The following is a 25,707-nucleotide window of genomic DNA, read 5'->3' on the forward strand; positions in this document are numbered from 1 at the left end:
ATTCCGTGTTTATTGGAACATCCGCTCTTTCCATTGTTCGACTACCGCAGAGGAGGCGATAGGGAAAGCCACTTCTTTTTTTCGGATATAATCCACCGTCTCGTCCATTAAAAGGCCAGCCTGCTCATTGATGAACTTAGCATAAGTATCCGCTTTTTGCAATCGGTGTTTCAGTTCCAAATCGTTTTCCTCGATGAGCGTGTCCAACAGCGCAACGTAGTATTGATTGTCCCTTAATTCTTCGGATAATGGTTCCATGGTCTTCATGACAGAATGTTTTGTAAGTTATTGTTTTTTGAATTCATTTTTGATTTTTGGTTGCCCTGTTCGGAAACTTGTCCGGTACTTCTCTTAAAGTGCGCTTTTATGGCGGGGTAGGGAATGGCATAGGTATAGCTCAAGCCAAAATCACACTCCACCCCATTTTCCTTAATGGATTTCACGACACCTTGGTTGGTGCCGCCCTCCGGTCCTTTGACCGTATTCAGTTCGATTTTATCATCAACAGCGATATTTTGCCGTTGTACGGTTTCCATTCTTACGAACTTCTCTTTTTTGGTAGCCTTTAGGTCGTCGTTCCAATCTTTCCCCTGTGATTTATGGAGGTCGGCCCCGAACGGAAGGTAAAGGGCATTAATGGTCTCAAGTATGGTTTTGAACACTTTTTGCTTGCTATGGGTAATATTGGCCACTTCCTGTAACGAAAATTCCAAAAGGATTTTATCGGAGAATCCGATACAGCGGACGGGACCGAAAACCAAATCGTCTTTCCGGATATCGGAGGTTAATTTCTCGTTTAGGATTTGGGTATGGTGGGGAAGTCGGCTCCTTATCTTTTCCGTGTAATGGATGCGTACGCTTGCATTGTCGGAGCGAAATGCGGTCTCGATATAGACATTCGGATTGTACTCGTTAATCAGGGCCGCAAAGACTTTAAGATCGAACTCACAGCCCTTGAGGTCATTATCCAGAATGGATACAAGTCTTGTACTTTCGTTTGTCAGCATAGGTCGAACCAGTTGCAGAAAATGTTTTAGCTTTTCTTGGTAGATGTTTCCCCCGAAGGACACATAAAAATTATCAGGTTTCCCGTGAAGCTCGTAATAGGAGAGCAGGTCGATACCACTTTCCCCGAAGATGATTTTTTTCGGATTTTCAATGGGTTTGGAATGAAACAACAGATGGTCCTTTTGGTTCAAGACCAAGCGAAACTTTTTGGTTTCATTGTCCTTTTTACTATGATAAGGCTTGTTGTAGAGGATGTAATTTTTTGCATTACCGTCCAGATCGTATTTCGGAAAAGCAATGTTGGCAATCCTGCCACCATTGTCACGAATGTGGTAAGCGTTGAAAATTCGGCCTCTAAACAGTGGGCTGTTAAATGTTTTCGGGGAGATACTTCGATGTATCCGTAGATAGTGAGAATTCCGCAGGGGTGTTATATTGTAATTTTCTTCCAAGGACTTTGCTCGGACCTTCGTTTTTTTGGGTTGTAAAATATCGGTTTGCACGGTATTGGCTTGGTTGACGATTTTCAGTCCGGCCTGTACTGCCTTATAAAAGTTAGCGCTACGTCGCATCAAGTATTTGCAGAACAATCCCTTGTCAAAGGAATCGTTTCGATTAAAATAGGTAACGGGATTCCTTTTCGTTTGAAGGACGATTCGGTCCTCGTCATTTTGAAATTCCATGGAACCTGCGCTTTTATTGATGAGTTTATATCCGTTCCGTTGTAAGTACATAGCGAAATCGACCTCTTGGTTGATCTTGGCAATCAATTGCTTATAATGTTCGGGGTTATCTCCATAGTTCGGACTTTTCATGGAAAGGCTTTAAAATGGCCGACACAGTTCACATGTCGGCCATTAAGTTGACTTAGTAATAGAAAAAATTACAGGCTCATGGCCGCGTTAGGCTGTTTCTTTTTTTTTAAGTCGCCTACCGTCATTTGCTCCTTTTTGCCTACCTCCTCGTTCTTGGCCTTTTCCAATGACCGGTACCGAAATGTTTCCGTTTTCGGGTTCCAGCTTACCAAATAGGTCAATGGCCCTTTTTTGGTTTTTCGAATCGTGATCTTGGTCTCGATGCCTTTGTTGATGGAATCTGCCTGTTCTTGCGTTAGTTGCTGGCCCAAGATCCACGAATTGCTTGACGGTATCGATTTAATCCGGATATCGTTCAACCGTGGCTCGTAGTACGCCATTTTCTCGAACTTTTCCCCATTTAGGGATGTGCCGGTAAAAACTACGTTCTTCCCTTCCTTTACCATGGCGTTGTATTCCTCCTTCGTAAATTGGTATTGGTAGGCCTTGGCATCCTCCAGTTTTACAGGTTGTTTACGTTTAATCTGTACATCAAGCCTGGAACCGGAAACAGGGCTATAGACCAACTGTACCATTCTTACGCTTTCCTGAATGACCCCATCTTTGGGTTGTGCGGTGCTAATCAAATATTCCTGGCCTTTGATGATCCTATCCTGCACATTGGGCTGCAGCTTGTCAAAGCTGATGTAGGCACCTTCAAGTCGCTCCTTGGCCTCGCCCACCGCAAATTTTTGGTCGGGAAACTTTTGAAGTTCTAGATACTTACTGTCCTTCTCTATTTCGAAGGGCAAGTTATCTGCCGTCTTGACTTTGAACGTGGTATCGTCCACGGATATCGCCTCGCCCCTTTGCCATACCTGATTGAGCTTTACGAACACTTTTTCGATTTGTTTTTCTGCTTGTTTTTCCATTTTTGAGTGATTTTTAATTGTTAAGGAATTTGAATTTGTTTAATTTTGAATTTAACAAGTGATTCAGGAGTGATTTGCTTGTTAAGGAATTTGAGGAAAGAGGGCGGGAGCGCCCTTTTTCCATTTTTACATTGCCATTCTATAGTCCTTCCATTGCCCCTCCTTTCCTTTTTGTTGCTGACCTTCGGTCGATTCCCATTCCGAATACCAATTGTGGGATGTCGGTTTAAGTATTTCGATGGCCTTGTCCAAATAATTCTTATAGTACGACCAGACCAACAACCTGATGGCATTGGCTTCCAACGGTAAGCGGACCTTGATCTGTTCCCCGTCCTTGGATACCATGACGCTATATCGGTTCAACCGGTTCTGGTCGATAATCTTATTGTATTTCATAAAACTTTGGGCCAATTCGGTGTTGAACTGTCGGGTATGGTTGTAAAATCGGGAAAAGGATTTTTCGTTCCCTATCGGAAAATGGAGTGCCATATTCCTGTCGGTCAAGCTCAGCTTGAAATCAGAATCTTCCACGTAGGATATGAAATGGAGATCGCGCAGATACCCTTCCAGTTTTTTGTCGCCGGTAAAACTCAAAAAGAGCTTATCGACCTTGGTAAGTCGTTGAATCTGGAACAGTATTCGGGTCGTTTGGGTATTGATGGCACCCAGTGCGAGGTACACCACATTGTTCAAACTGAACTTTCTATGAAATGCCAACGCTTCTTTAGGATCTTTGAACAGGAACAGCCCATCGATTTTTTTTGGGATGTTGGAATACCACAACGAATGTTTAATGGCCGATTCCCTAAAAGGCAGCACTCCTTTATCGGTATCCGCAAAATAACCACATACCTCGTTCTGGATGTTGAACAGCGGAAATAGGATTTCGCCCTCTTTGTCTTGAAAGATACGCCCATCAAAAGGGCCCATGTCTTCCGAACCGGCGTAAAGCCCGTCCGCGTTTATATCCAAGGGGCGGCCGTAATCGCGAAAATGGTTGAAGTCCTCAGAGACTAGTTTAATGGGTTTTTGAGAATTATTCGCTAATAAAAGCGATTTGTTTTCCAACACCATTTTATAATAAGCGTCCACTTTGTCCCATAGCATTTCCTTGTTCTCCCCTTCGGTCTTCGAGACATAGGCGGTAATCAGGTCCGAGGCAGATAGCTTTTCCTCTGGCCGTTCTATGGTATAGTACAGATATCCTTTATCGGAATAGAGGACCACGTAGTGCGAACCTCCACCCTTGAAGATATAATGGGTCTCTTCCTGCCGGGAAAGTTTAAAGCCCAAATCCGCGAATAGTTTTGGGAGGTCTATGTGATGGTCCTCGGAAAGCCATTTCTTAATCATTTCTTGCTTATTAGTAAATAAATTATAAATTTGTACATAAAGCAAATATATGAATTTTTTTGAATCTGCAAATTTATGGGTTAAAAAATTACGGCTTGCTGGGCATAGTTACGTAAGGGGATTGGGCCCGAAGGAACTGGCACATCTTCTATTACTGATACTTCTTGGCCTTTTCTATGTTGTTGGAAACGGTTTCGGTTTTTCGGACACAAAGCTTGAAGAAACAACCGTTGTCATGGAAAACTATACGGAACTTCTCCAGACCAATTTGGAAATTATCCCTTCCGACAGTACCATGGTGTACACGGAACGGGAACAGTTATTAGCGGCCATCGAGGAACGGATTGCCAAGTACCTATATCAGATTACCGATTACTCCTATATAACGGCTTTGCAACCGTATCTGACGTACCGACCGGAACTGTTACACCAGCTTCCTTCGTGTGTTCCCTTGGAGAAAGGCGATTATTCGTTGTCGAGCGGTTTTGGCCTTCGTGTCCATCCTATTTCAAAAAAACCTACTGCCCATTTTGGCATCGATCTGGCCGCTCCATCGGGCAAGCCCGTGTATGCCTCAGCTGCGGGAACCGTGGCGGACGTCATCCGTTCGGAAAACGGTTACGGTACACATATCATCATTAGGCACCGGTTCGGATTCAAGACCCTCTATGGGCATTTGGACAAAGTGTTGGTTGTCAAAGGACAGACCATTGAGCAAAATGAACCCATTGCCACGGTAGGCAGTTCGGGAAGTTCCACAGGGTATCATCTGCACTACGAAATCTGGAAGAACGAGAAGAAAATAGACCCAAGACCTTCTTTCAACTTAAAGAAAACCATCTATGCCGAGGTCATGAATACAAAACCAAGCAATCATGGAAAATAAGAACAAGGAAAATGAAGGCCACGTTTTTGAAATAGCCATGGTAACAAAATCCTTCGTTTACTATATCGACGACAGCGAATGTGATGACAACGGTAGTGTGAGGATGTACGAAAAAGAATCGGGCCAGTTGGTATCGGATAACTACATGGCCAATAGGGACCTGCACGAGAACCTGTTATATTTCAATTACGAGTGGATCAGTGAAAGGCTCCAATATTCAAGAAAATGTATGGTGGAGGAGTGCAAAATCAGTCTTGCCACAGCATATTATCAAGAGAATGAAACCGAACATAGGGGAATTCTCGGTTGGTCGGAAATCGCCAAGCTCAAATTTAACGATGCCCTATCGGAGAATTTAGGATTTACACTCTCAAAACATGACTTCCGGGAAATTCTTAAACATATCAATCCCAATAAAAATAAAGGTCTGACTATGTAGTATACGTATCTCATCAAATTCCTTAACTCACTCACTCATGAAATACTCAAAAAAAAGGTATCTCGACCATTTGGTCAGGACCTTGGACGCACTCCATGCCCCGGAAACCGTCCAGCACCTGTTTATAAACAACCTCGGTTTCGGCAATATCTACGATATACTAAAAAAAGAAGAATATCGAACCGTTTTTATGGAACGGTTGGAACGTTATTTCGGTTCGGAATATGCGCCGACAGTTTTGGAAAGCTTAGAGAAAAGCTCCCTTAACTCCTATTTTACGCCTGTTCCAATTATAAAGTCCCTTGCTGCATTTTTAGATGGATTGGAAGGCTTTGACCCCAAGACCGTCTTGGAGCCGAGCGCGGGTAACGGGCTTATGATTCGGGAATTGTTGAAGCAGTTTCCGTCGGCACGATACACCGCCTTTGAAAAGGAAATATTGACTACCCGTATTTTGGAACATAATTTCAAACCGAAAGCCAATGTCAGGATTTTTGGTGTCCCTTTTGAAAATCTGGCCCAGACCGATGCGGACAAGGCCTATGACTTGGTAATCAGCAACATCCCCTTCGGTGCGAACAAGGTATTCGATACAGCGCTGAGTGGTCATCCATTACAGGCGCAGCTTTCCAAGAACATCCATTCCTACTTTGTCTACAAAAGTTTGTCGTGCTTGAAACCGGCGGGGGTTTCTGTTTTGATATGTACCAAGAACTTGATGGACAAGGTGCAGTATGCTCCCATCCGAAAACACTTGATGGAAACCAACAATTTCTTGGGCGGCGTTCGCTTGCCCGATTCGGCCTTCGCTCAGGAAAATACGGCGGTGGTAACCGATATTTTGATTTTTCAGAACAATCAAGGGGTCGCGACAACGACCGAACAGCAAAAAACAAATGCGCTGTTTTCCGATACCGTTGAAATCGATGTAGGCGAAAACAGCGTTCAGTTCAGTTCCTACTTCTCGATCTACGGGGAAAAAGTTTTGGGCGATATGGAAGAAGGTGGCCTTTACGACCGAACCGATTACACCGTAAAGAACGCAGTCGGTTTGGAAGCTCTGCAAGAAGCCATAACCCAAAGATTGAGCGGCATTCATTTGGCGGAAAAAAATGAAATAATAAAGAAAAAACCCATTGAATTTACGCCAAAAGAATCCGCCGTGCCTATTTCTCAATTGCAGTACCAGGGCATCCTAAAGACCGGTAATCTGGTCATCAGGGAACAGAGGGTGGCCAAAATACTCGAGAACGGGTCATTGGAAATCTTGACCATCAAGCCAAAGGAGTTCGACAAAATTTCCAAGATTCTGGCCTTGCGCGATACCTACCTTGAACTATTGGATACCGACCGTAGCAAGGGACAGGAAACCTTGGACAGCCTTAATTACCAATATGACCTGTTCGATTTTCAGTATGGAAAACTGCACGATAAGGCCAACTATCCCTTCGTGACATTGGACATTCAGGGCCAGATGCTCCTGGCCTTGGAAAGACCTGAAAACGGCACTTTCGTTAAAGCCGATGTTTTAATCAATCCTTGGAGTGGTCAGGCAGAAACACCCGAAAAACTATCGTTGGAGGATGCCATCTATTTTTCGTTGAACAAATACAATGGCATCGATAGGGACATTTTGGCCAAGATGACCGGAAAACCCAAGGAATCGGTCATCAAGGATGCCCTAGAGCGACAATTGTTGTTTCTAAATCCAGAGGGGAACGAGGTGGTGCTGGCTCCCAAGTTCCTTTTTTTGTCGGGAACCATCTACAAAAAAATCAATTTTTATCGCAAGAACGATTTCGGCCCCTATCAATCGTACGTGGATAAAAACTATATCGACAAAGCGGTCTTGGCCTTGGAAGAGGTGAAACCGCCCATTACACCTTTTGAGGACCTTGACATCAAATTGCATGAACCGTGGTTTCCATTGGAGATTACGCAGGCTTTCCTATACGATACCTATCAAACGTTGGTTAATATCGCCTATAACGAAAGTACGTCGAAGTATATGGCCAAGATCGAGAGCTACGAATTTCAGGAGGTTCGAAAGTTCTATGTACGGAGCGAAAACCGCAGTTATTATTTTACGGACATCCTGGAAGGTGCGCTCAACTCGACCATACCCTATATCTCAAAGGGGCCGAAAGGAAACAAAAAGACCGATAAGGCGAAGATGCAGGAAATCCGTATCAAGTTTGAACTGCTCTACAAGGATTTCCATAACTATATCTTGGGAAAACCTGACCTAAAACGGCGACTGGAGTTTATCTTCTATAAGATGTACGATGCCAAGGTACACCCCAAATACGATGGCAGCTATCTTAAATTTGAGGGGCTACAACAGTTTACCCCGTACCAAAGCCAACAGGACACCGTGGCAGGCATCATCATCAACCAGGGATTGCTCGTCAATAAGGAAGTTGGTTTTGGTAAGACCCTGGATATGGCCTTGGCATCTTTCAAACTGAAGGAACTCCATTTGTCCAATAAGACCTTGATCATCGGACTGCGATCCACCGTAGTGCAATTGGAAAGGGAACTGCTCAATGCCTTTCCGAACATGAAATTGTTGGTCGCCCATGACAAGGTGGTCAGCGGCCTTGCCAACCGGAACGCCTTTTTTGCCAAAATCGCCGCTACCGAATGCGATGTGGTACTGATGAGCCACGACACCTTTAAGTTCATTCCACAATCCCCAGAGGTCATCCATTACATCATCAGCGAGGAACTGGCCAACCTTGAACGCGACCTGAGCGTCATCCATGAGGACAAATACTCCATCAGCAAAAGAGTACTCAAAGGCCTGCAACAACGACGCGAGAATCTGAAGGCCACTTTGGACGAGGTGTATTTTCAGATGCAACAAAAACAGAGCGAGGTTATCAATTTTGATCAAATGGGCTTTGGGCACATCATGATCGACGAATCGCATAAGTTCAAGAACCTGATGTACACCACACGGCATAACCGGGTCGCGGGACTGAATACCAACAAAGGCTCCCAGCGCAGTAAAAACCTTTTGGTGGCCATCCGAAATCTACAAATGGCAAAAGAAAGGGATTTTCAGGCCACTTTTCTATCGGGTACTCCCATATCCAATTCCATTACCGAGGTCTATGTGCTGTTCAAATACCTGATTCCGAACCGAATGCGGGAAATGAACATTACCTCCTTTGACCAATGGGCCCAGGTATTCGCCAATAAATCCTATGAGTTCGAGCCTACGGTTTCGGGCGATTACAAGGTGCGCGAGCGTTTCCGCTCCTTTAAGAAAATGAAACTCTTGTCCTCGCTCTACAATGAGATTTCGATTATCGTCAACGGCACAACGCACCAAATCGACAGGCCCAAAATGCAGCTCGATGTCCATACCCTAAAGCCCACCCCCGCCCAATTGACCTATTTTGAACGGATAAAGGAATTTCTACAAAGTGGCGACAGCAACCTATTATATGGTGGAAAGGAATATACCGAGGAACAGAAAAGTGCCTTGTCGTTGATAGCCCTCCATCATATGAGGAACGCCTCCATTGACCCCAGGTTATTGAATCAGGAACTGGATGACCCCGGGCAGGCCAAGTTGCGCATTATAGCTTCCGAAATCCATAAAACCTATACTGAAACCAATGCTTTTAAGGGCACACAGGCGGTTTTTTCGGATTTGGGCGTGCCCAAAGAGCATTTCAATATCTATGATGAACTCAAGCGAATTCTTGTGGAAGAATATGCCATTCGCAAAGAAGAGGTCGTGTTCATCCATGATTTCAAGACCGATAAGAAACGCTTGGAATGCTTTAAAAGGGTCAATGAGGGGGTCTACCGCATCATTATCGGCTCCACCGAAAAATTGGGAACGGGCACCAACATCCAGCAGCGTTTGGTACGGATACATCATGTGGATATTCCCTATCGGCCAACGGACATTGACCAGCGCAACGGTAGGGGAATCCGAAAGGGCAACCTTGGTGCCAAGCAACATTTTGGGAACAAAGTAATCGTATCTTTTTACATTGTCGAGAACTGTACCGATGCCCTGATGCTCAATAACGTCAACATCAAAAAGAACTTCATCGAACAATTGACCAATGGTACGATACAGTTCAACAGACTGGATATGGGGCCGGTCAATGACGAAGGTTCCATTGACTACAAAACCCTCTTGGCCGTAGCAAAGAATGACCCGCTGTATCTGGAAAAAGAGGAATTGGGCAAGCAGCTTGAAGAGCTCAAACTCGAACGTTCCATTTTTAAGAAGAACCGCTTGGAGGCCGAGAACAATATCAATTTCTATGAAAACGAATTGCTGAAAACGGGCAAAAATATTGACAATCTTCAAAGGGATATGCCCTTGTGGGAATCCGTTTCCGATAAGAAAGTATATTTTTCAATGGTATCCGGGGCATTGAAATTGGACAACAGGTCAGAAACCCTCACCATTGGAAAGACGCTCCAACATCGTCTGGAATCCAAGAGAAAAAAGGTAGGCGAGCATACCATTGTCTCCCTTTTGGATGCAGAATTACGGCTCAGGGTCGCCGATGCAGAGGAACATCGTTTGTATGTCAAGACCCCTAACGCCAGCTACAGTTACGGTTCGCAGAAAATCGTGGCCAACCCCCTGAGCATTGCCGAGTATATGCACAATGCCTTGGCCAAGATACCCAGGACCCTCAGAACACAGACCGAATTGAAAGACGATTATTCCAAGGCAATAGGGGCCAATAAAAAAGTATTGGAACTTGAATTCGACAAATCGGAGCAGTTGGAACAAATGGAACGACGGTTGGAAGAAATCAATACTTCCCTAGAAGACAAATACGATGTGGAACCGGAAGAAAAAGAATCCAACGTGAAGGCATCCACCAAAGAAGCATCTTGTCCCCAAAACATTTCTTTATGAGTTTTTGGGCGTTGGCCGGGCTATCCGCTATATCGCCCTTGCGGACCCCAAGGTTTCGTAAGCCCAAAAAGAGCTCCGTTGTCGCTTTTTTGGTCAACGAAACCTAACGGCCCACTTCGGTCAATGCCGCTACTATCCCTAACGCTTTAATCAACTTATAACCATTCTCTCAGTAAAACGTCTTACAGGCGACTTTTGTTCATTTCGTTCTAACCAATCATTAAATAATTTCAATTCAGAAGCTCCGCAGTTAATCACATATTCAACACCCATGATTACAAGAACGAAATAATAAATTCCCGGTTCAATAAATAGGAAATCCAATTCGTGTAATACCTCATAAGGTTTAGGGTTGAATACAGGATCTACAAACCGTACTTCCTCAGAATAAATTCTACGCTGACTATAAATCCATTGTTCCCCCTTTCCTAAACGGGCGTATTCACGTAATGGGTCCAGTTCAGGCATGTCAATGACTTCATTTAGATTCGACTGGTTATAACCCGCTTTTAATGCAAATAATTCCAGAGCCGTCTTGGCAAGGAAACGAGACATATGGTAATTATTACTTTCGGGCATATCCACAACTTCAAACATCAATCTATTGACCTTTTTGTTGCGTATTAAGTTAATCACTTTGCTATCATCACCGCTAAAACCTAGACTGTTGCCATCCATATACATATCAAACCAGCCACCATCCTTGTGTGGAAATAATGTATTGTAGGGAATGCTTCGCCCTTTTTTGGACTTGATATTATTTCTAAATCTTACGTTTTGGAAATATTTCATCTCCAATAATGGCTTCTCAATTTTTATGGCAAAATATTGGTTGCATTCGTCACACACCACACCGGGTCGAAGAATTAATTCTTTGTTGCCCAAAGACTCTGGAATAATATGCTGAACACTTGAAGATTTGTCGGACGGTTTTTTGCAAAAAATACAACGCATATTTCATAAATTTAAAACAAGCTAGTTTGTATTTCAATATCCGGAGTGAAAGTGCCAATTATCAAAAACGGATTTTTAGAGCGATAGTGAAATGCCTTGGTTGTGCCTAAATACAAATGCAAGTCTTTTTTCAAAGCAAAATAATCGAAGTATTTCTGTTTCACTTTCTTAACGGCAATCGATTCATTTCCTTCTGCTGCGGCAAGTGTGTTCCTATATAAGGCTCCGATTTCCCAATCTTCGATCATCATCGTACTTGACACCCCGTTTTCATCTTCTATAACGTAAGAAAATTTATAAGGAAGTTTTGCTACCACCTCAAAGGGTTCTTCTTCCATTTCGAATAAATTTCCTTGTTCTTGCAGCGCTTTTTGTTCGTCCAATTTTTTCTTATCCCATTCGGCCGAAACTTTCTCGACTTTGAAATCGGTTACCTTAGTAGGCTTAAAGACGGCAAGGGAAGTGCAAATGTCCTTATTGTGCGCTTCGGCTATCAGTACTTTTATATCGGTGTAAACATTTCCAAGAACAATTTTTTTGCGTTTGTACCAATTGCCCTTGGTATCTATTGTATTCAAAAGTGTAATCGGTGTGTCAATAGTGGCCGGACGAAAACTTTCAGGCCTAAAGTCCTTATCATTATTTACAATATCTAATTCAATCCACTGATATTTTGTATACTTTTCATTCTTTTTTAGCTTCCTAAACGGTATGGGATATAATCTTATCCAAGAACCATCCTCCAGGAACCCAGCAGTACAAACAAGCTCTCCATATTTTGCAGAAAGTGAAGGGTAGGTTTTTACTGTAATAAGAACTTTTGTAAGCGGCATTATTTTAAATATGCTTTAAATCGTATTCAAAATTTGAGGATTTGTGTAATTTTTCGGCTAAGTGTGTTCTATGGCATTGACACGTATCGGCTTCAAAACAAGTAAGTGCAATTCGCCTATGTTTTTCCAATAAACCGAGTATAAAGTTTTGACTTTCGATAGTTTCCTTGAGTACGGTTTCCTTATAGTCATTAAAAAGTAAATCATAGTCTTCTTGCGTATTTAATTCACTTCTTTTACTGGAATCAATACCTACATCCGGAATATGGATATACTCAATGCCCAATCGACTACAAAAACTGCTTAAAGTCCTTTTGCTAAATCCGAACTTCTGGCTCAAGGGATTTCTTCTGACGTCAATAAGAAGGTGGACATTGTTCTTTAATAATCTATTTAAGTATTCCTCCAATGAAATACCTTCATACCCAATGGTAAATAAAGCTTTGGATTCATCATTAGGACGTGCATTTTCAACTCTTTCAAAAAATTTTTCTGGAAGAATTCTATCCGCTATGATACTATTGGTGGCATAATATGGGAAATTGATATAGGTGTGTTTTGTAATGACATCCGTTTTCATCTTTCCGTATAGCTCGAAAGTTTCGTTGACAAACTGCTTATCTGTTGAGGTAAGCTCATTGTAATATTTCTTCTTTAGATTGAGCCTGTACGTTTTTTCTGATTCAAGTAACCAATCATGTTTTACCATAGCTGCCAAATCCGCTTTTAGGGAATACGAATAGCAGCCATATCGATAAGGAACGAAATCATAGCTCGGTTCTTTCTGCATACGGGTCAACAAAAACATAAGTTTTTGAAGACGGGTGCTTTCCATTCCATCTTCAAACTTTTCTAGTAAGGCAAAAACCAACTTTCTTCGATAAAACATGGTGTAAAATTACTTATTAATAGCCAAAAAGATATATCAGGGTTATCCCAAATGAATAGACGTACTAGATGCAAACGTAGAATACTCATTTTGATTGTTGTCTCCGATGTATAATCAAGCGCCCTATTGGGCGCTTTTTTTGTGGATAGGGAGAAGGAAGTCAGGGGTGGATTTTTGCCCGTTTTTCCGAGGGTTTACAAAGGTATGGGCGTATCTTGAAGGTAGAAAAATCAGCTAAAGGGAATGCAGCTTCAGGCAAACGAAATCAAGGTCAGTTACCAGGGTAAAATCCAAGCCAAATATTGGCACAAAATCAATTCATCCGAAGATGCAGCACAGTTACTTTCTGCCCATTGGGATCAAGATACCATTTCCCTACATGAATCTTTTAAGGTGGTTCTTTTGAACAATGGCAACAAAGTAAAGGGCATTTACGAGGTTTCCAAAGGTGGGATTACAGGGACTTTGGTTGATCTCCGTATTTTGTTTGCTGTCATACTCAAGACCGTTTCAGTGGGGATAATTTTGGCTCACAATCATCCTAGCAGTACTTTAAAGCCTAGTGAAGCCGACCTCAAATTGACCAAAAAGATTAAAGATGCCGCCAAATTCTTCGATGTACAAGTGCTAGATCATATCATATTGACTCCCGACGGCGGGTACTATAGCTTTGCGGACAATGGGGTTTTGTGAACGGTAGGGATTGCCCGCAAATTTATTTATTTCACGGGGTAAATTTTAGTCGTTCCAAATACAGCTTAAAATTGCTTTGTCTCCCAGTTGAATGCATTGTTCATAAAAACCAACTTCAGCATGCTTTTTCACATTAAAGTCATGTAAGAACCAATCCAATGCTTCAATGGATTCGGGTTCATTCGGTAGTTGATGGCCATCGTAAAAATCCATTGCCACCGAATTTTCTGGCACATCCATGCCCTTAGGCACATATTGAAGCAAGAAATCGTTAGAAAAGCTACTCCATTCGACTTTTCCTTCATTGCTAAAAATTATGGCTATAGGAAAATCTCCTAGCGAGAGATATTTTATGAGCGTAGAGGTAATGGACGTTTGAAAAAAATCAGCCACCGATTTTATCAAATCCAAGTTGAAAATTTGTCCACCTACTTTTTCAATATATAGATGCGAAGGCATAAGCAATTCTGCCGCGAATTTGTTGGCTTGCTTTTCATGAGGGCCTTTAGCATACCACTCGCTTAGAGTTTTTTCATCATCATTGTGAACTTGATTGTTCAACAATTCCCTATGGAGCTCGAAATGGCCAATTTCATGGGCAATAACAAATCTTCTCTTTCCTTCATTGTAAATTTTATTGTCGTAGGAGATAATCGCTTCATTACCATCAATCATTATTCTTCCTTGTGAACCATCTATGTTCAATGCTTTTATGTCAGTGACACCTCTGGAATAGGCAATGTCTTCACATGATAATGCAGTGGGGTCATTGATTAAGCCGCATTCTTGCAAAACCACCCTTGCTCTTTTAGAACCTATATCACTAGGAATTTCCTTCATTTTTTAAATCTTCCTTAAGCTCTCTAACTAAGTCCATAAACCTTCTGTCCTTTAGCATTTCTTCTTTATCCTGTTCTGTTATCCTCTCAAATTTACTGAATAGCTGCGGCGCTAATTTTTGGTATTTTGGTTGGGCTAGCAAATCTTCCACAAATTGATTTTTCCCAATTTCATTGATTAGAGATTCTAAAATTTCTTTTGCTTTAGCTTTAAGACTTTGCTGCATTTCTGATTTTGCCGTAGTGTTTAACCTTCTGATGTACATGATATGCTTATCGAACTCACGATTAGGATTTTCCTCCACATAACTTAAAATATCATCGTCTGGCAGCATTATTATAGCTTCCTCAAAAAGTTCAGAAAGTCTCTTTATGATTTCCGTATTATTCATTTTGTAAGTTTAATGGATTGTGTTGAAACGTAGTCTCTAACCTTATTTTTCATACGGTCGGTAACCTTGTATAACTTCTTTCGTTCCCATCCTGTTTCTGCACAAATCTCATCGTTAGTTTTTCTATCCATGATCAGCAGCAGTAGGGTTTCCATATCAGGGTTTCCATCTATTGCCTGTAAAACTGTATTTAACTGGTCTTCATAAAATTTTTCCCGCTCCTTTATTTCCAGTTCCTCATCAAAAACCTCATCAAATAGATAAGCAACGTCCTCAAATTGGGTGGTGGATTTCGTAATGGCATCATTATTAGAAGTCCCTTTCATATACTTACGTACCTTTTCCGATATCAAACTTCCGATTATCCGTGAAAATTGTTCGGAAAAGGAATATTCTTCTTTCCATTCCCAGATACCATCATATAGTTTGTCAATGGCCGCCTTTACATAGTAGTCGAATGGAGAAACCCCCAGTTCTTTTTGACTATGACATCCATATTTAGTTTTACCTTTCACCCGATAATCAATCAACCGTCTTGCCTTTTCAAGGGCAATTCGCCATTCCTCCTCGTTTAACTCGGTCAGTCTTTGTTTTGTACTCTTTTTATTCATCAAAAGCCGCTTTATTCTAGATTAACTGAAATATGAGATTTTTTTCCTTTCTGGGGTAACATTGAAAAAGTTCAGTTAATAAATAAGTGAAGCCGCAAAATGCTTCAAATCATAAATTTAACTTTTTTGTTTAACTAAATTTTTTTGTTATGGAAAATCCAAAATTCCAAATTTTTAAGGACACAGCGGATGAATTTCGCTTTAGATTGAGAGCCAGAAATGGTGAGATTATTTTGCACAGTAGTGAGGGCTACTTCTCAAAACAGGGCTGTCAGAATGGTATTAGTTCGGTAAAAATAAATGCGCCGTACGACAGTCGTTATAGCCGAAATACAAGTGTGAATGAAAAATATTACTTTGTGTTGAAAGCCGCTAATGGAGAACCACTGGGAATGAGTGAAATGTACAACTCAAGTTCGGCCCGTGAAAACGGGATTTCAGCAGTTAAGCGGGATGCACCAAATGCGCCTATTGAAGATTTAACCGTATCTAAGAGTTCATTTAGTCGATGGTGAAATACTCTGTGGTCGATTAATGCAGGCTGGCTTTGTTCTAAAATAGACAAAAAACCAGCCTGTATTGCCGTTTTGTAGGCGCGAGACCTTAATATAATAGGAATCTGGCTATCGGTTCCTTTATTTTCCTAAAGTTTTCATCCGCTCAAAAACGGCTTTTTCTTCAGGTGTCAACATGATACCCGAAATTTGCTTGGCCGTAACCACAAAACCAATAACCGCTTCCCTGTTCTTAAATTTTGGGTTAAACTTGCCTCGAGTTGAAAACAAAATATTGACTCCTTCTACGCCAACTTCTTCCAATGCCTCATAAATCTCGTTGATCAGACTAGGAGCTATTTGTGGAGCATCATTTATCAGGCGTTCAATATCATCTTTAGAAAACTTACGCATTCCATAAAAGTAAATGTTTTATTAGATTTGACATATCTTGTCAAGAATTTTATCGGCAAATTATGGAGCTTGGTGAATTGATTAAATCAGCTAGGGAAGGAAAGGGATTATTGATGCGAGAGCTTGCAGCCAATATCGAGGTAGATATTGCCCAAATAAGTCGATTTGAAAAAGGGGATAGAAGGCCTACAAAAGAGCAAATCTTAAAATTAATCGATGTATTGGAACTTGACAAAGAAGAAGTGCTGACGCTTTGGCTCAGCAACAAAATTATCAACGATGTAGAAGGGGAGGAGGTTGCCTTGCAAGCACTTAAACTGGCACAGAACAGAATAAAAAAACGAAAGCACTAACCAACTATATGCCAACATTTAACAGATTACTGGATAATTACAGAAAAATTGCATTTTCGGAACGGGACAAAGGCGACCGCTTCGAAAGGTTGATGGCCGCCTACTTGCAGACCGATCCTAAATATGCCGATCAATTTAAAAAAGTTTGGTTGTGGAATGAATTTCCGGGCCGAAGGGATTTGGGCGGAGGCGATACGGGCATCGATCTGGTGGCCCTGACCCATGATAATGATTATTGGGCCATTCAGTGCAAATGCTATGCGGAAAATACCACCATTGACAAAAAGGCCGTGGATAGTTTCCTTTCTACCTCCAGCCGAAAATTTAAGAATGACGATTTAAAGACGGTTTCCTTCGCCCATCGTTTATGGATCGATACGACAGGCAAACGTTGGGGCCGCAATGCGGAGGAAGCCATTCGAAATCAAAACATCCCCGTTTCAAGATTGGGTCTTTACCAGTTGGAAGAGGCTCCCGTTCAATGGGAAAAGATTGACCAAGGCATTTCAGGGGTGGCGGCCCGGGAACCGAAATATGAGGTTCGTGACCACCAAAGAAATGCGTTGGAACTTACCCATACCCATTTTAAGGAGCATGATCGTGGCAAACTCATTATGGCCTGTGGTACGGGAAAGACATTTACGGCACTACGTATCGCCGAAAATGAGACCAATGGCAACGGCCTGATTTTATTTTTGGTGCCGTCCATCGCACTTTTAGGGCAAACCTTAAGGGAATGGTTTGCCCAATCAATCAATCCGATCAACCCAATCTGTATTTGCTCGGATCCCGATATTTCAAAAAAGAAAAAGAAAGGGGAAGATGCCGATTTCTATAGTACCATAGATTTGGCCTTGCCTGCATCAACGGATATTGCGAATATCAAAAGACAATTTGCACACTATAAGAAGCAGGGTAAAAAGGGCATGACGGTTGTTTTTTCAACGTATCAATCCATTGAAGTAATCGCAAATGCGCAGCAAGCTTTAAGAAGCAATTTGGGAAATGAAGCCATTTTTGATCTTATCATTAGCGATGAGGCACACCGAACCACTGGTGCTAAATTGAGCGATGAGGAAGAATCGGCCTTTACAAAGGTGCATAACAATGATTTTATAGAGGCCAAAAAACGGCTCTATATGACGGCTACACCTCGCATGTATGATCCGAAGGCGAAGGACAAGGCTGCCCAGGCAGATGCCGATTTATGGTCGATGGACAACATTGACCAATACGGCGAGGAGATTTACCGAATCGGATTTGGGGAAGCGGTACAAAAAAACCTTTTGACCGACTATAAAGTATTGATTTTGACGCTTAGCGATCAAGATGTGCCGCCTTCGGTTCAGCAAATGATCATGGATGAGGAAAGGGAAATCAATGCCGACGATGCCTCAAAATTAATCGGATGTATAAATGCCCTGTCCAAACAGATGTTGGGCGATGATGGTTCTCTTAGGGAGGTAGATCCGGCACCAATGAAAAAAGCCGTGGCCTTTTGTTCGCGCATCAATCCCACGGCATATTCAAATGCAACGGCTTCTACGGTTATTGCCGAATATTTCAATACGGTATCGGACGAATATTTGGAGGCCCTGCCAAAAAAAGAACAGGAACAGCGAATAAGTACTGCCGCTAAACATATCGATGGTACAATGACCGCTCCAGAGCGGGATGAACTTTTGTCCTGGCTTAAGGAAGATAGTAAGGAGTGCCGCATTTTGACCAACGTACGTTGCTTGAGCGAGGGGGTCGACGTACCCTCCTTAGATGCCGTAATGTTTCTATCGGCCCGAAATTCAGAAGTAGATGTCGTACAATCTGTTGGAAGGGTTATGCGCCGTTCCGAGGGTAAAAAGTACGGCTATATAATAATACCTGTGGTAATCCCTTCCGACGTTGAACCGGAACATGCCTTGGACGACAACAAACGCTATGCCGTCGTCTGGACGGTACTGAACGCTCTACGCGCACACGATGACCGCTTTAATGCCACCATTAATAAGATTGACTTGAACAAAAAGCGTCCAAATCAGATATTGATTGGACGACCAGATGGCACTTTCGATGAAAACGGGAATTATGTAAATGAACTCGGCGAAAATTATAAGGCCAATGAAAAGATAAACCACCAATTTGCCATGCAATTTGAGGCATTGCAAAATGTGCTTTATGCAAGGTTGGTTAAGAAAGTGGGCGATCGGCGCTATTGGGAACAATGGGCTACCAGCGTGGGGGACATTGCCAAACGTCAGCAAGAACGCATTTCGTTTCTCATACAGGAGAAGACCGAACACAAAGCGGCCTTTGAAAACTTTCTAAAAGGCCTGCAGAGCAACATCAATTCTGCGATTACGGATAAGGAAGCCATTGAAATGCTCTCCCAGCACATGATTACCAAACCGGTATTTGAGGCACTTTTTGAGGGTTATTCCTTTGTGGACAACAATAGTATCTCTCAATCCATGCAGCATATGGTTGCCCTGTTGGAAGAAGGGGCTTTGGAAAAGGATACCAAGGATTTGAACAAATTCTACGAGTCGGTTCGTATGCGGGCCGCAGGGATAGACAATGCCGAGGGCAAGCAAAAAATCATCATTGAATTGTATGATAAGTTCTTTAAGACGGCTTTCCCGAAAATGGTGGAACAATTGGGGATTGTATATACCCCCGTTGAAGTGGTGGATTTTATTCTGCACTCCGTAAACGATGTTCTTAAACAAGAATTTGATCAGACCATTTCAGATGAAAACGTACATGTATTGGATCCGTTCACCGGTACGGGCACCTTTATTACTCGATTGATTCAATCAGGACTTATCAAAAAGGGAGACCTACCACGCAAGTATGAAAGCGAGTTGCATGCCAACGAGATAGTACTTTTGGCTTATTACATTGCCGATGTAAACATCGAAAACGCTTACCACGATGTAATAGGCCATGAAGGAAACTATGTGCCTTTTGATGGAATATGCCTTACCGATACCTTTCAACTCGGGGAAACCAAGGAATCCGTCATTTTTTCCGAAATGTTCCCTCAAAATTCGGAGCGATTGGAGATTCAGAAAAAAGGCCCAATTCGTGTCATTGTGGGCAACCCGCCGTATTCTGTTGGGCAAAAATCGGCCAATGACAACGCCCAAAACATGAAATACGAAAAGTTGGATGCTCGTATCGCTGATACCTATGCCGAAGCTTCCACCGCCACCAACAAAAACTCCTTATATGATTCCTATATAAAGGCCTTTAGATGGTCTACCGACCGTCTTTCACCTTCGGATGGCGGCATCGTCGCCTTTGTCAGTAATGGAGCTTGGTTGGACGGAAATTCGCAGGATGGGTTTAGAAAGGTTTTGGAAAAGGAGTTTTCCAGTATTTGGGTGTTTAATTTAAGAGGGAACCAACGGACTTCTGGCGAACTTTCTAGAAAGGAAGGCGGCAAGATTTTTGGTTCCGGATCCCGAACGCCAATTGCCATAACGTTGCTCGTTAAAAATCCCAGAAGGAAAAATGAAAAAGCCAGTATTCACTACCATGATATTGGGGATTATCTGAGCCAAAAGGAAAAGTTGGACATCATTGACAAATTCAAATCGGTTTCCAATTCCGATATGAAATGGAAGATTTTAAAACCCAATGAACATGGAGACTGGATAAATAAAAGAAATGAGGCTTTTGATGAGTTTATTCCGATTGGGGATAAAAAAGGGGATGAGCAATTACATTCTTATTTTGTTCCATTTTACAGTAACGGATTGAAAACCCAAAGAGATGTTTGGTGCTATAACTCCTCATTAACAAAACTGGTGGAAAATATTACTACTCATCTGGATTTCTATAATGAAGAACGGGTCAAATATTGGAGTAATGGTAGGGATGGGAAAAGTGAAATCAGAAAGAATATTTCTCGCGATTCAACAAAAATTAGTTGGACCAGAGCTTTGGTCTGGGACGCAGAAAAAAACAAAGAGCACAATTTTAAAGACGGAAATTTTGTAATCTCAAGTTACCGACCTTTTTTCAAACAACACCTTTATTTTTCAAGGGCATTAAACGAAATGGTTTACCAAATTCCTAAACTGTTTCCTAGTTCTGAATCAGATAATTTGGTGATATGCATTTCTGCACATTATAGGGACGGAAGTGTCTTAATTACTAATAAAATTCCAGACCTTCATTTAAATGGAGATACACAAGCCTTCCCATTATACTATTACGAAGAAAAGGAAGAGGTACAGGGCAATTTATTTGATAGTCAGGAAGAAGATCAGTATTTAAAGCGAGATGGTGTAAGTGACTTTATATTGCAGAAAGCCCAAAAGCAATATGGCAACTCGGTAACCAAAGAGGACATCTTCTACTATGTATATGGTTTTTTGCATAGTCCGGTGTATCGCAAAGCCTTTGCCAATGACCTTAAAAAGATGCTGCCCCGGTTACCTTTGGTAGAAGAACCCCGTGATTTTTGGAAGTTCAGTAAGGCAGGTAGGCAATTGGCGGATTTGCATATCAATTACGAAACGCTGCCCAAACCCGATGAGGTGCTGGTCATGAAATCCGTTGGTGAACCCATTAACTACAGGGTTACCAAAATGCGATTTCCCGCCAATCATAAAACTGATAAAAGGGATATCATTTATAACAAACATATCCTAATTCAGAATATCCCGAGTAAGGCCTACAAGTATACGGTCAATGGGAAAAGTGCCATCGAATGGATCATGGAACGCTATCAGGTCAAGACAGACAAGAAAAGCGGTATCATCAACGACCCTAATGATTGGAGCAAAGAGCATAATAATCCAACCTATATTCTTGATTTGCTATTAAGCGTAATTAATGTCAGTCTCCAGACGGTGGATATTGTAGAGGGGTTGCCTAAAATGGATTTTGAGTAGATATGATTGGTACTATTTTAAAGTATGAAGACTTTTTCAGTGACCCTGCACCGAAAAACAAATTTGAACTAGTCAAACACATTCCACGGTGCGAGCTTATTGCCAATTATTCCTCGTTAAACCATATCCTTAAACGGCCGTTGGACTTGGATTTTGATTTTTCATTTAAAAATCAAACCAAACTAATTACAACTCTTTATCAATTACATCAAGAACCTAGAGGCATTGAGTACTGCCAAAAGCATTTGAATAAATTTCGAGAACTTTTTGAAAAAAGTAAAGGTGGTGTAGCTATTTGCACAAGGACGAGCTGTTTGTTCAGTTTAAACGAAATACTATTTTCGGAAGAAATAGAATTTGAAGAAAAGAAAGGGGTTAAATTCTATCCTGATGACTACCTAGCCCTATTTAAGTTTCTCCTATTGTGCAACGCGGAGATGCTCTCCTATAATGAAGCATATGATGATGAAATTACATCTGAAAAATTAGGGGATAGGTTTTTTGAAACCTTTATGTTTAAGGAAATTCCGAATAATCAATATTTCTACATTCAGAATCCAATAAACCTATTGGAACGTGGCAGACAACTTTTCAGTTTTTTAAAGCGGAAGTATGATAAAGAGCTTGAAGCATTTACAGAGGACTATAAAATAGATTCCCCTGAACATTTTATTAGTATCATAGCCAACCATTTTCTATTTAAGTCCGGGATGGAACAGATTCAGGCTTATCGCGTGAAACGAACTGATAAGGATTTCATCGAGAGAATGAATATGCTAAGTATAAGGGGTAATGGAAAGCCAAACACAGGGATAAAAAAGTTTGAATTTTTGGAGATTAAAAAATCCCCCATGTATTGTGTCGTTGGGGAAGAGGAGAACATTTATATCCTGATGGATAACACTTTTTTGATTGAAAAGTGTTATGAGTTATTCTTTTGGGACTTCTTTTTTGATGTTTTGAAAAAGAAAGGTAAACGTATAGAAGAATGGGGAGGTGATGTTGGTCTTTTCTTTGAGGATTATGCGAAAAGTGTTTTTGAATACTGTTTCAACAACCACAAGGATATTATATTAAAATCAACCAATGAATTGCTCATTGAGGGTACCGAATATGCTGATTTCTATATTAGGAGGAAAAGAAATATTGTTTTGATTCAAGCCAAGCGATCCTACGTTCCACAGATAGGTTACAAGGAGGTTTATTCCTTAGAGGACTTCGAGAATCTAAATAAAGACGAATTCTACGATAGGTTTGGCCTAACTCAAATCGTGGAAATGTCCATAAATAAATTCGATGAATATGCTCCTCGAATTGACGATCGACTACCGCAAAATAAGTTATTTCTATACCCAGTATTGCTGATTAATGAGCCAATAATTTCGTTTGCCGTTACTTCTTTCATTTTCAACAAGAAATTCGAAGAACTTCTTGAAAAATATGGTATAGAAAAGGAAAACAAGAAATGGCGTATCAGTAGACTTGTCGTTTTACATATAAATGAGCTCGAACGATTGCAAGAAGGTCTTAACAAGAGGGATATGAAATTTGACCAGTTTCTCCAAGCCTATGCCGACAATACCAACGTTGATTTAGCTAAGAACTATTATGCACCTTTTCTAACGGTTGACAATTATATCAGAAAAAAGGTGAAATCATCTGCCATACCTGAGTACATAACAGAAAAGAACGAAGGTATTTTTAAACAATTACTTGAATTCGGAAAATCAAACCAACCAAAAGAATGATTCAAAATACAGACAATAAACCCTTATCAGAACTTTTTAGCGCAGATAACAAAGTCAGCTATCACATTCCAAAATATCAGAGAGAATATGTATGGAGTAAGTGGGATTGGGAGGCGTTATTTGACGACATAGAAGAAAGCGGGGGAGGCCACTTCCTCGGTTCGATAATATGTATTAACACAGAGAAAGATTCACATAAACCTGCTGATTTAGAACTGGTGGATGGTCAGCAAAGAATGACTACCATAAGTTTGTTTTATCTGGCCATTTATCAATTTCTTACCGAAAATATTCCGGAGGACTCAGATTTAAAGCACCAACTTAAATTGTTGAATTTAAGAAACAGGATTACTCTTGAAAATCTAAAAATGCCAAGACTAAGTCCATCCCTCTCAAATCACAACTATGATGATTATCTCTGGATTTTTTCTGAGTTGGTGGATGAAGTAAAAAATTCTGGTCGAAGACCAAAGAATTTTGGGAATAGGAGAATCTCAAAAGCTTTCTATTATTTCTATGATAGATTGTATTGGATTGGTGAAGATAAGAAGGCCATATACAATTATGATAGCGTACTACTCTTATTGGATAAGCTTAATAGCGCAACCTTAGTAAAAATCGATGTTGCAACCCACGCAGATGCATTCACGTTGTTTGAAACCTTAAATAATAGAGGTGTTCCACTTTCTGCTATTGACTTGATTAAGAATAAACTATTGGGACATCTAGAAAAGGTGGATAAAACAACAGATCTAGATGCAAACTTTGAACGCTGGAATGCAATTATTACCAACCTATCGGACGAGTATAAGGTGCAAGAACGATTTTTACGTCAATTTTATAATGCATTCAAAAATGAAAAGGAGATAGTGGTCGAAAAGCAACCAAAAGCCTTAAGGTCCAATCTCATCTGGATTTACGAAGAGTTAATAGAACGGAATGTACATAGTTTTTTTGACCGTTTGGAGGAGGCATCAATTATCTATTCCAAGCACATCCAATATGAAACTGAAGAAAACTCCAACGAGTTGATAAAAGCCTTAAGGGGCTTAGAGAACGTAACTGCCGCGGACGCATATATGCTACTGCTTTTTATAGTAAAGAAATTTGATATTACAGAAAGTGAAAAAATTAAATTGGTTAATCTTCTCTGTAATTATGCTATAAGAAGGAATGTTACGGACACACCACCAACAAGGGATTTGACTAATCATTTCATGGATATTATTGTGGAGGCAAATAAAATGGATAATTATTCATACGATGAGCTTAGATCAATAATCCTGGATAAAGGAAAACCGGCATCCGATGAACTATTCGAGGAAAAACTATATGGTAATTTGTATGAGGAAAATGTTGGGGCCACCAGATATATTCTTTCTTCCATAGAATTGGCAAATACCGAAACTCGAGAGATTTATAAGAATTTTTATGCCAGGGAAAAAAGGAAATTCGTTTGGACAATTGAACACATATTTCCCCAAGGTGATAAGATACCTGACCATTGGGTTGAAATGGTTGCTGGTGGCAATAAAGAGAAAGCAAAGAAGATTAAGGAAAAATATGTTCACAAATTGGGCAATTTAACTCTCACTGGATATAACTCTCAGCTTAGTAATATGTCTTTGGATAGAAAGCAGAACAGAAAATCAAAAGATGGAAAATATATTGGCTTTAAGAATGGACTTTATTTAAATGAAGACTTAAAGTATATTCCTACTTGGGGAAAGTCTGAAATGGAAAATAGAACAAGCTTATTGGTAGCAAAAGCAATGGGCATATTTGAACTTTAACTATTGTGCAGCTCACCAAAACAGATTTTATTCAATTTCTTAACTGTCCTGAATCACTTTGGTTGTTAAAAAACAGACCCAGTGAATATCCCAATGGCGAATTTTCTCTGTTCTTGGATAAGCTAATAAAAGAAGGTTACGAAGTTGAAGAATACGCAAAAAAGTTATTTCCACAAGGCATTGAAATACCTTTAAATGCTGCCCCTGATTTAAGTTTGAGCGTACTACACAAGGAAAAAATACTTTTCCAACCATCTTTTATTGCCGACAATAGTGTATTTGCCAGGATAGACATACTTGAAAAATTGGATGATGGGGGGTACCATATTTATGAAGTAAAATCGTCTACCTCGGTTAAAAAGGACAATAAACACAATCACGTTAAAGATGCTGTAGCCTTCCCTAAAAATAGGACAGTTTAAAATTCAGATTTTCTAACTTTAAATTTTAACTGTCACATGAAAAAAAGCAAGTTTACCGAGAG

Annotated in this window: 21 protein-coding genes; 10 read left to right on the forward strand and 11 right to left on the reverse strand. The window is 40.9% G+C overall.

Annotated elements, in window-relative coordinates; all coding sequences use genetic code 11:
* Positions 1-9: 9 nt before the first annotated feature.
* The 4 genes from GGE08_RS11070 to GGE08_RS11085 all read right to left on the reverse strand — a co-directional run bounded on the left by GGE08_RS11070 (position 10) and on the right by GGE08_RS11085 (position 4,087).
* The gene (locus tag GGE08_RS11070) at positions 10-267 is read right to left on the reverse strand and encodes a hypothetical protein (RefSeq protein WP_179384942.1); all 258 of its coding nucleotides are present in this window, start codon (positions 265-267) and stop codon (positions 10-12) included.
* Entirely contained in the window at positions 264-1,823 is a 1,560-nt protein-coding gene (locus GGE08_RS11075) for a toprim domain-containing protein (protein WP_179384943.1), read from the reverse strand. The genes GGE08_RS11070 and GGE08_RS11075 overlap by 4 nt, the downstream gene beginning before the upstream one ends.
* Positions 1,824-1,891: 68 nt before the next feature.
* Positions 1,892-2,734, reverse strand: a complete 843-nt coding sequence (locus tag GGE08_RS11080) for a hypothetical protein (protein ID WP_179384944.1) — start codon at positions 2,732-2,734, stop codon at positions 1,892-1,894.
* Between the two features lie 126 nt (positions 2,735-2,860).
* On the reverse strand, positions 2,861-4,087 hold the full coding sequence (locus GGE08_RS11085) for a hypothetical protein (protein ID WP_179384945.1): 1,227 nt from the start codon (positions 4,085-4,087) through the stop codon (positions 2,861-2,863).
* A 235-nt stretch (positions 4,088-4,322) separates the two neighbouring features.
* On the opposite strand from GGE08_RS11085, the gene GGE08_RS11090 reads away from it, so the two are divergent.
* Genes GGE08_RS11090 through GGE08_RS11100 form a run of 3 tightly spaced genes read left to right on the forward strand, consistent with a single transcriptional unit; the run spans position 4,323 to position 10,312 of the window.
* Entirely contained in the window at positions 4,323-4,973 is a 651-nt protein-coding gene (locus GGE08_RS11090) for a M23 family metallopeptidase (RefSeq protein ID WP_179384946.1), read from the forward strand.
* Positions 4,963-5,412 carry a hypothetical protein gene (locus tag GGE08_RS11095; protein WP_179384947.1) on the forward strand — a complete coding sequence of 150 codons (450 nt, stop codon included), beginning with the start codon at positions 4,963-4,965 and terminating at the stop codon, positions 5,410-5,412. The genes GGE08_RS11090 and GGE08_RS11095 overlap by 11 nt, the downstream gene beginning before the upstream one ends.
* 37 nt (positions 5,413-5,449) lie before the next feature.
* A complete protein-coding gene (locus GGE08_RS11100) occupies positions 5,450-10,312 on the forward strand; it encodes an SNF2-related protein (RefSeq protein WP_179384948.1) in 4,863 nt (1,620 codons plus the stop codon).
* A 150-nt stretch (positions 10,313-10,462) separates the two neighbouring features.
* Here GGE08_RS11100 and GGE08_RS11105 read toward each other — a convergent pair whose 3' ends face one another.
* The 3 genes from GGE08_RS11105 to GGE08_RS11115 are packed head-to-tail and all read right to left on the reverse strand — an operon-like array spanning position 10,463 to position 12,970.
* Positions 10,463-11,266 carry an HNH endonuclease gene (locus GGE08_RS11105; RefSeq protein WP_179384949.1) on the reverse strand — a complete coding sequence of 268 codons (804 nt, stop codon included), beginning with the start codon at positions 11,264-11,266 and terminating at the stop codon, positions 10,463-10,465.
* Positions 11,267-11,277: 11 nt separating this feature from the next.
* A complete protein-coding gene (locus tag GGE08_RS11110; protein WP_179384950.1) occupies positions 11,278-12,099 on the reverse strand; it encodes a hypothetical protein in 822 nt (273 codons plus the stop codon).
* Between the two features lie 4 nt (positions 12,100-12,103).
* On the reverse strand, positions 12,104-12,970 hold the full coding sequence (locus GGE08_RS11115) for a DUF488 family protein (protein WP_257024012.1): 867 nt from the start codon (positions 12,968-12,970) through the stop codon (positions 12,104-12,106).
* Between the two features lie 261 nt (positions 12,971-13,231).
* Between GGE08_RS11115 and GGE08_RS11120 the strand changes: the two genes are divergently transcribed.
* Positions 13,232-13,681 carry a RadC family protein gene (locus GGE08_RS11120; protein ID WP_179384952.1) on the forward strand — a complete coding sequence of 150 codons (450 nt, stop codon included), beginning with the start codon at positions 13,232-13,234 and terminating at the stop codon, positions 13,679-13,681.
* A 45-nt stretch (positions 13,682-13,726) separates the two neighbouring features.
* Here GGE08_RS11120 and GGE08_RS11125 read toward each other — a convergent pair whose 3' ends face one another.
* Genes GGE08_RS11125 through GGE08_RS11135 form a run of 3 tightly spaced genes read right to left on the reverse strand, consistent with a single transcriptional unit; the run spans position 13,727 to position 15,523 of the window.
* On the reverse strand, positions 13,727-14,521 hold the full coding sequence (locus tag GGE08_RS11125; protein WP_179384953.1) for an ImmA/IrrE family metallo-endopeptidase: 795 nt from the start codon (positions 14,519-14,521) through the stop codon (positions 13,727-13,729).
* On the reverse strand, positions 14,505-14,912 hold the full coding sequence (locus GGE08_RS11130; protein WP_179384954.1) for a hypothetical protein: 408 nt from the start codon (positions 14,910-14,912) through the stop codon (positions 14,505-14,507). The genes GGE08_RS11125 and GGE08_RS11130 overlap by 17 nt, the downstream gene beginning before the upstream one ends.
* Entirely contained in the window at positions 14,909-15,523 is a 615-nt protein-coding gene (locus GGE08_RS11135; RefSeq protein ID WP_179384955.1) for a hypothetical protein, read from the reverse strand. The genes GGE08_RS11130 and GGE08_RS11135 overlap by 4 nt, the downstream gene beginning before the upstream one ends.
* Before the next feature lie 149 nt (positions 15,524-15,672).
* Here GGE08_RS11135 and GGE08_RS11140 point away from each other — a divergent pair, with 149 nt between their 5' ends.
* On the forward strand, positions 15,673-16,038 hold the full coding sequence (locus tag GGE08_RS11140; RefSeq protein WP_179384956.1) for a YegP family protein: 366 nt from the start codon (positions 15,673-15,675) through the stop codon (positions 16,036-16,038).
* 120 nt (positions 16,039-16,158) lie between these two features.
* On the opposite strand, the gene GGE08_RS11145 is transcribed toward GGE08_RS11140, so the two are convergent.
* Positions 16,159-16,431 (reverse strand): hypothetical protein, encoded by a 273-nt coding sequence (locus tag GGE08_RS11145; protein WP_179384957.1) that lies wholly within the window; start codon positions 16,429-16,431, stop codon positions 16,159-16,161.
* A 62-nt stretch (positions 16,432-16,493) separates the two neighbouring features.
* Here GGE08_RS11145 and GGE08_RS11150 point away from each other — a divergent pair, with 62 nt between their 5' ends.
* The 5 genes from GGE08_RS11150 to GGE08_RS11170 are packed head-to-tail and all read left to right on the forward strand — an operon-like array spanning position 16,494 to position 25,645.
* Positions 16,494-16,784: a helix-turn-helix domain-containing protein gene (locus GGE08_RS11150; RefSeq protein WP_179384958.1), complete on the forward strand. Its 291-nt coding sequence runs from the start codon at positions 16,494-16,496 to the stop codon at positions 16,782-16,784.
* 8 nt (positions 16,785-16,792) lie between these two features.
* On the forward strand, positions 16,793-21,682 hold the full coding sequence (locus GGE08_RS11155; protein ID WP_179384959.1) for a DEAD/DEAH box helicase: 4,890 nt from the start codon (positions 16,793-16,795) through the stop codon (positions 21,680-21,682).
* Between the two features lie 2 nt (positions 21,683-21,684).
* Positions 21,685-23,430, forward strand: a complete 1,746-nt coding sequence (locus GGE08_RS11160; protein WP_179384960.1) for a hypothetical protein — start codon at positions 21,685-21,687, stop codon at positions 23,428-23,430.
* Positions 23,427-25,223 (forward strand): DUF262 domain-containing protein, encoded by a 1,797-nt coding sequence (locus GGE08_RS11165; protein WP_179384961.1) that lies wholly within the window; start codon positions 23,427-23,429, stop codon positions 25,221-25,223. Before GGE08_RS11160 ends, GGE08_RS11165 begins: the two co-directional genes overlap by 4 nt.
* Before the next feature lie 5 nt (positions 25,224-25,228).
* Positions 25,229-25,645: a hypothetical protein gene (locus tag GGE08_RS11170; RefSeq protein WP_179384962.1), complete on the forward strand. Its 417-nt coding sequence runs from the start codon at positions 25,229-25,231 to the stop codon at positions 25,643-25,645.
* Positions 25,646-25,707 lie beyond the last annotated feature (62 nt).

The organism is Allomuricauda sp. ARW1Y1, assembly GCF_013407935.1.
Taxonomy (GTDB): Bacteria; Bacteroidota; Bacteroidia; order Flavobacteriales; family Flavobacteriaceae; genus Flagellimonas.

Coding starts and splice junctions, on each gene's coding strand:
- GGE08_RS11070 (WP_179384942.1), bottom strand. CDS start 267: ATGAAGACCATGGAACCATTATCCGAAGAATTAAGGGACAATCAATAC.
- GGE08_RS11075 (WP_179384943.1), bottom strand. CDS start 1,823: ATGAAAAGTCCGAACTATGGAGATAACCCCGAACATTATAAGCAATTG.
- GGE08_RS11080 (WP_179384944.1), bottom strand. CDS start 2,734: ATGGAAAAACAAGCAGAAAAACAAATCGAAAAAGTGTTCGTAAAGCTC.
- GGE08_RS11085 (WP_179384945.1), bottom strand. CDS start 4,087: ATGATTAAGAAATGGCTTTCCGAGGACCATCACATAGACCTCCCAAAA.
- GGE08_RS11090 (WP_179384946.1), top strand. CDS start 4,323: ATGGAAAACTATACGGAACTTCTCCAGACCAATTTGGAAATTATCCCT.
- GGE08_RS11095 (WP_179384947.1), top strand. CDS start 4,963: ATGGAAAATAAGAACAAGGAAAATGAAGGCCACGTTTTTGAAATAGCC.
- GGE08_RS11100 (WP_179384948.1), top strand. CDS start 5,450: ATGAAATACTCAAAAAAAAGGTATCTCGACCATTTGGTCAGGACCTTG.
- GGE08_RS11105 (WP_179384949.1), bottom strand. CDS start 11,266: ATGCGTTGTATTTTTTGCAAAAAACCGTCCGACAAATCTTCAAGTGTT.
- GGE08_RS11110 (WP_179384950.1), bottom strand. CDS start 12,099: ATGCCGCTTACAAAAGTTCTTATTACAGTAAAAACCTACCCTTCACTT.
- GGE08_RS11120 (WP_179384952.1), top strand. CDS start 13,232: ATGCAGCTTCAGGCAAACGAAATCAAGGTCAGTTACCAGGGTAAAATC.
- GGE08_RS11125 (WP_179384953.1), bottom strand. CDS start 14,521: ATGAAGGAAATTCCTAGTGATATAGGTTCTAAAAGAGCAAGGGTGGTT.
- GGE08_RS11130 (WP_179384954.1), bottom strand. CDS start 14,912: ATGAATAATACGGAAATCATAAAGAGACTTTCTGAACTTTTTGAGGAA.
- GGE08_RS11135 (WP_179384955.1), bottom strand. CDS start 15,523: ATGAATAAAAAGAGTACAAAACAAAGACTGACCGAGTTAAACGAGGAG.
- GGE08_RS11140 (WP_179384956.1), top strand. CDS start 15,673: ATGGAAAATCCAAAATTCCAAATTTTTAAGGACACAGCGGATGAATTT.
- GGE08_RS11145 (WP_179384957.1), bottom strand. CDS start 16,431: ATGCGTAAGTTTTCTAAAGATGATATTGAACGCCTGATAAATGATGCT.
- GGE08_RS11150 (WP_179384958.1), top strand. CDS start 16,494: ATGGAGCTTGGTGAATTGATTAAATCAGCTAGGGAAGGAAAGGGATTA.
- GGE08_RS11155 (WP_179384959.1), top strand. CDS start 16,793: ATGCCAACATTTAACAGATTACTGGATAATTACAGAAAAATTGCATTT.
- GGE08_RS11160 (WP_179384960.1), top strand. CDS start 21,685: ATGATTGGTACTATTTTAAAGTATGAAGACTTTTTCAGTGACCCTGCA.
- GGE08_RS11165 (WP_179384961.1), top strand. CDS start 23,427: ATGATTCAAAATACAGACAATAAACCCTTATCAGAACTTTTTAGCGCA.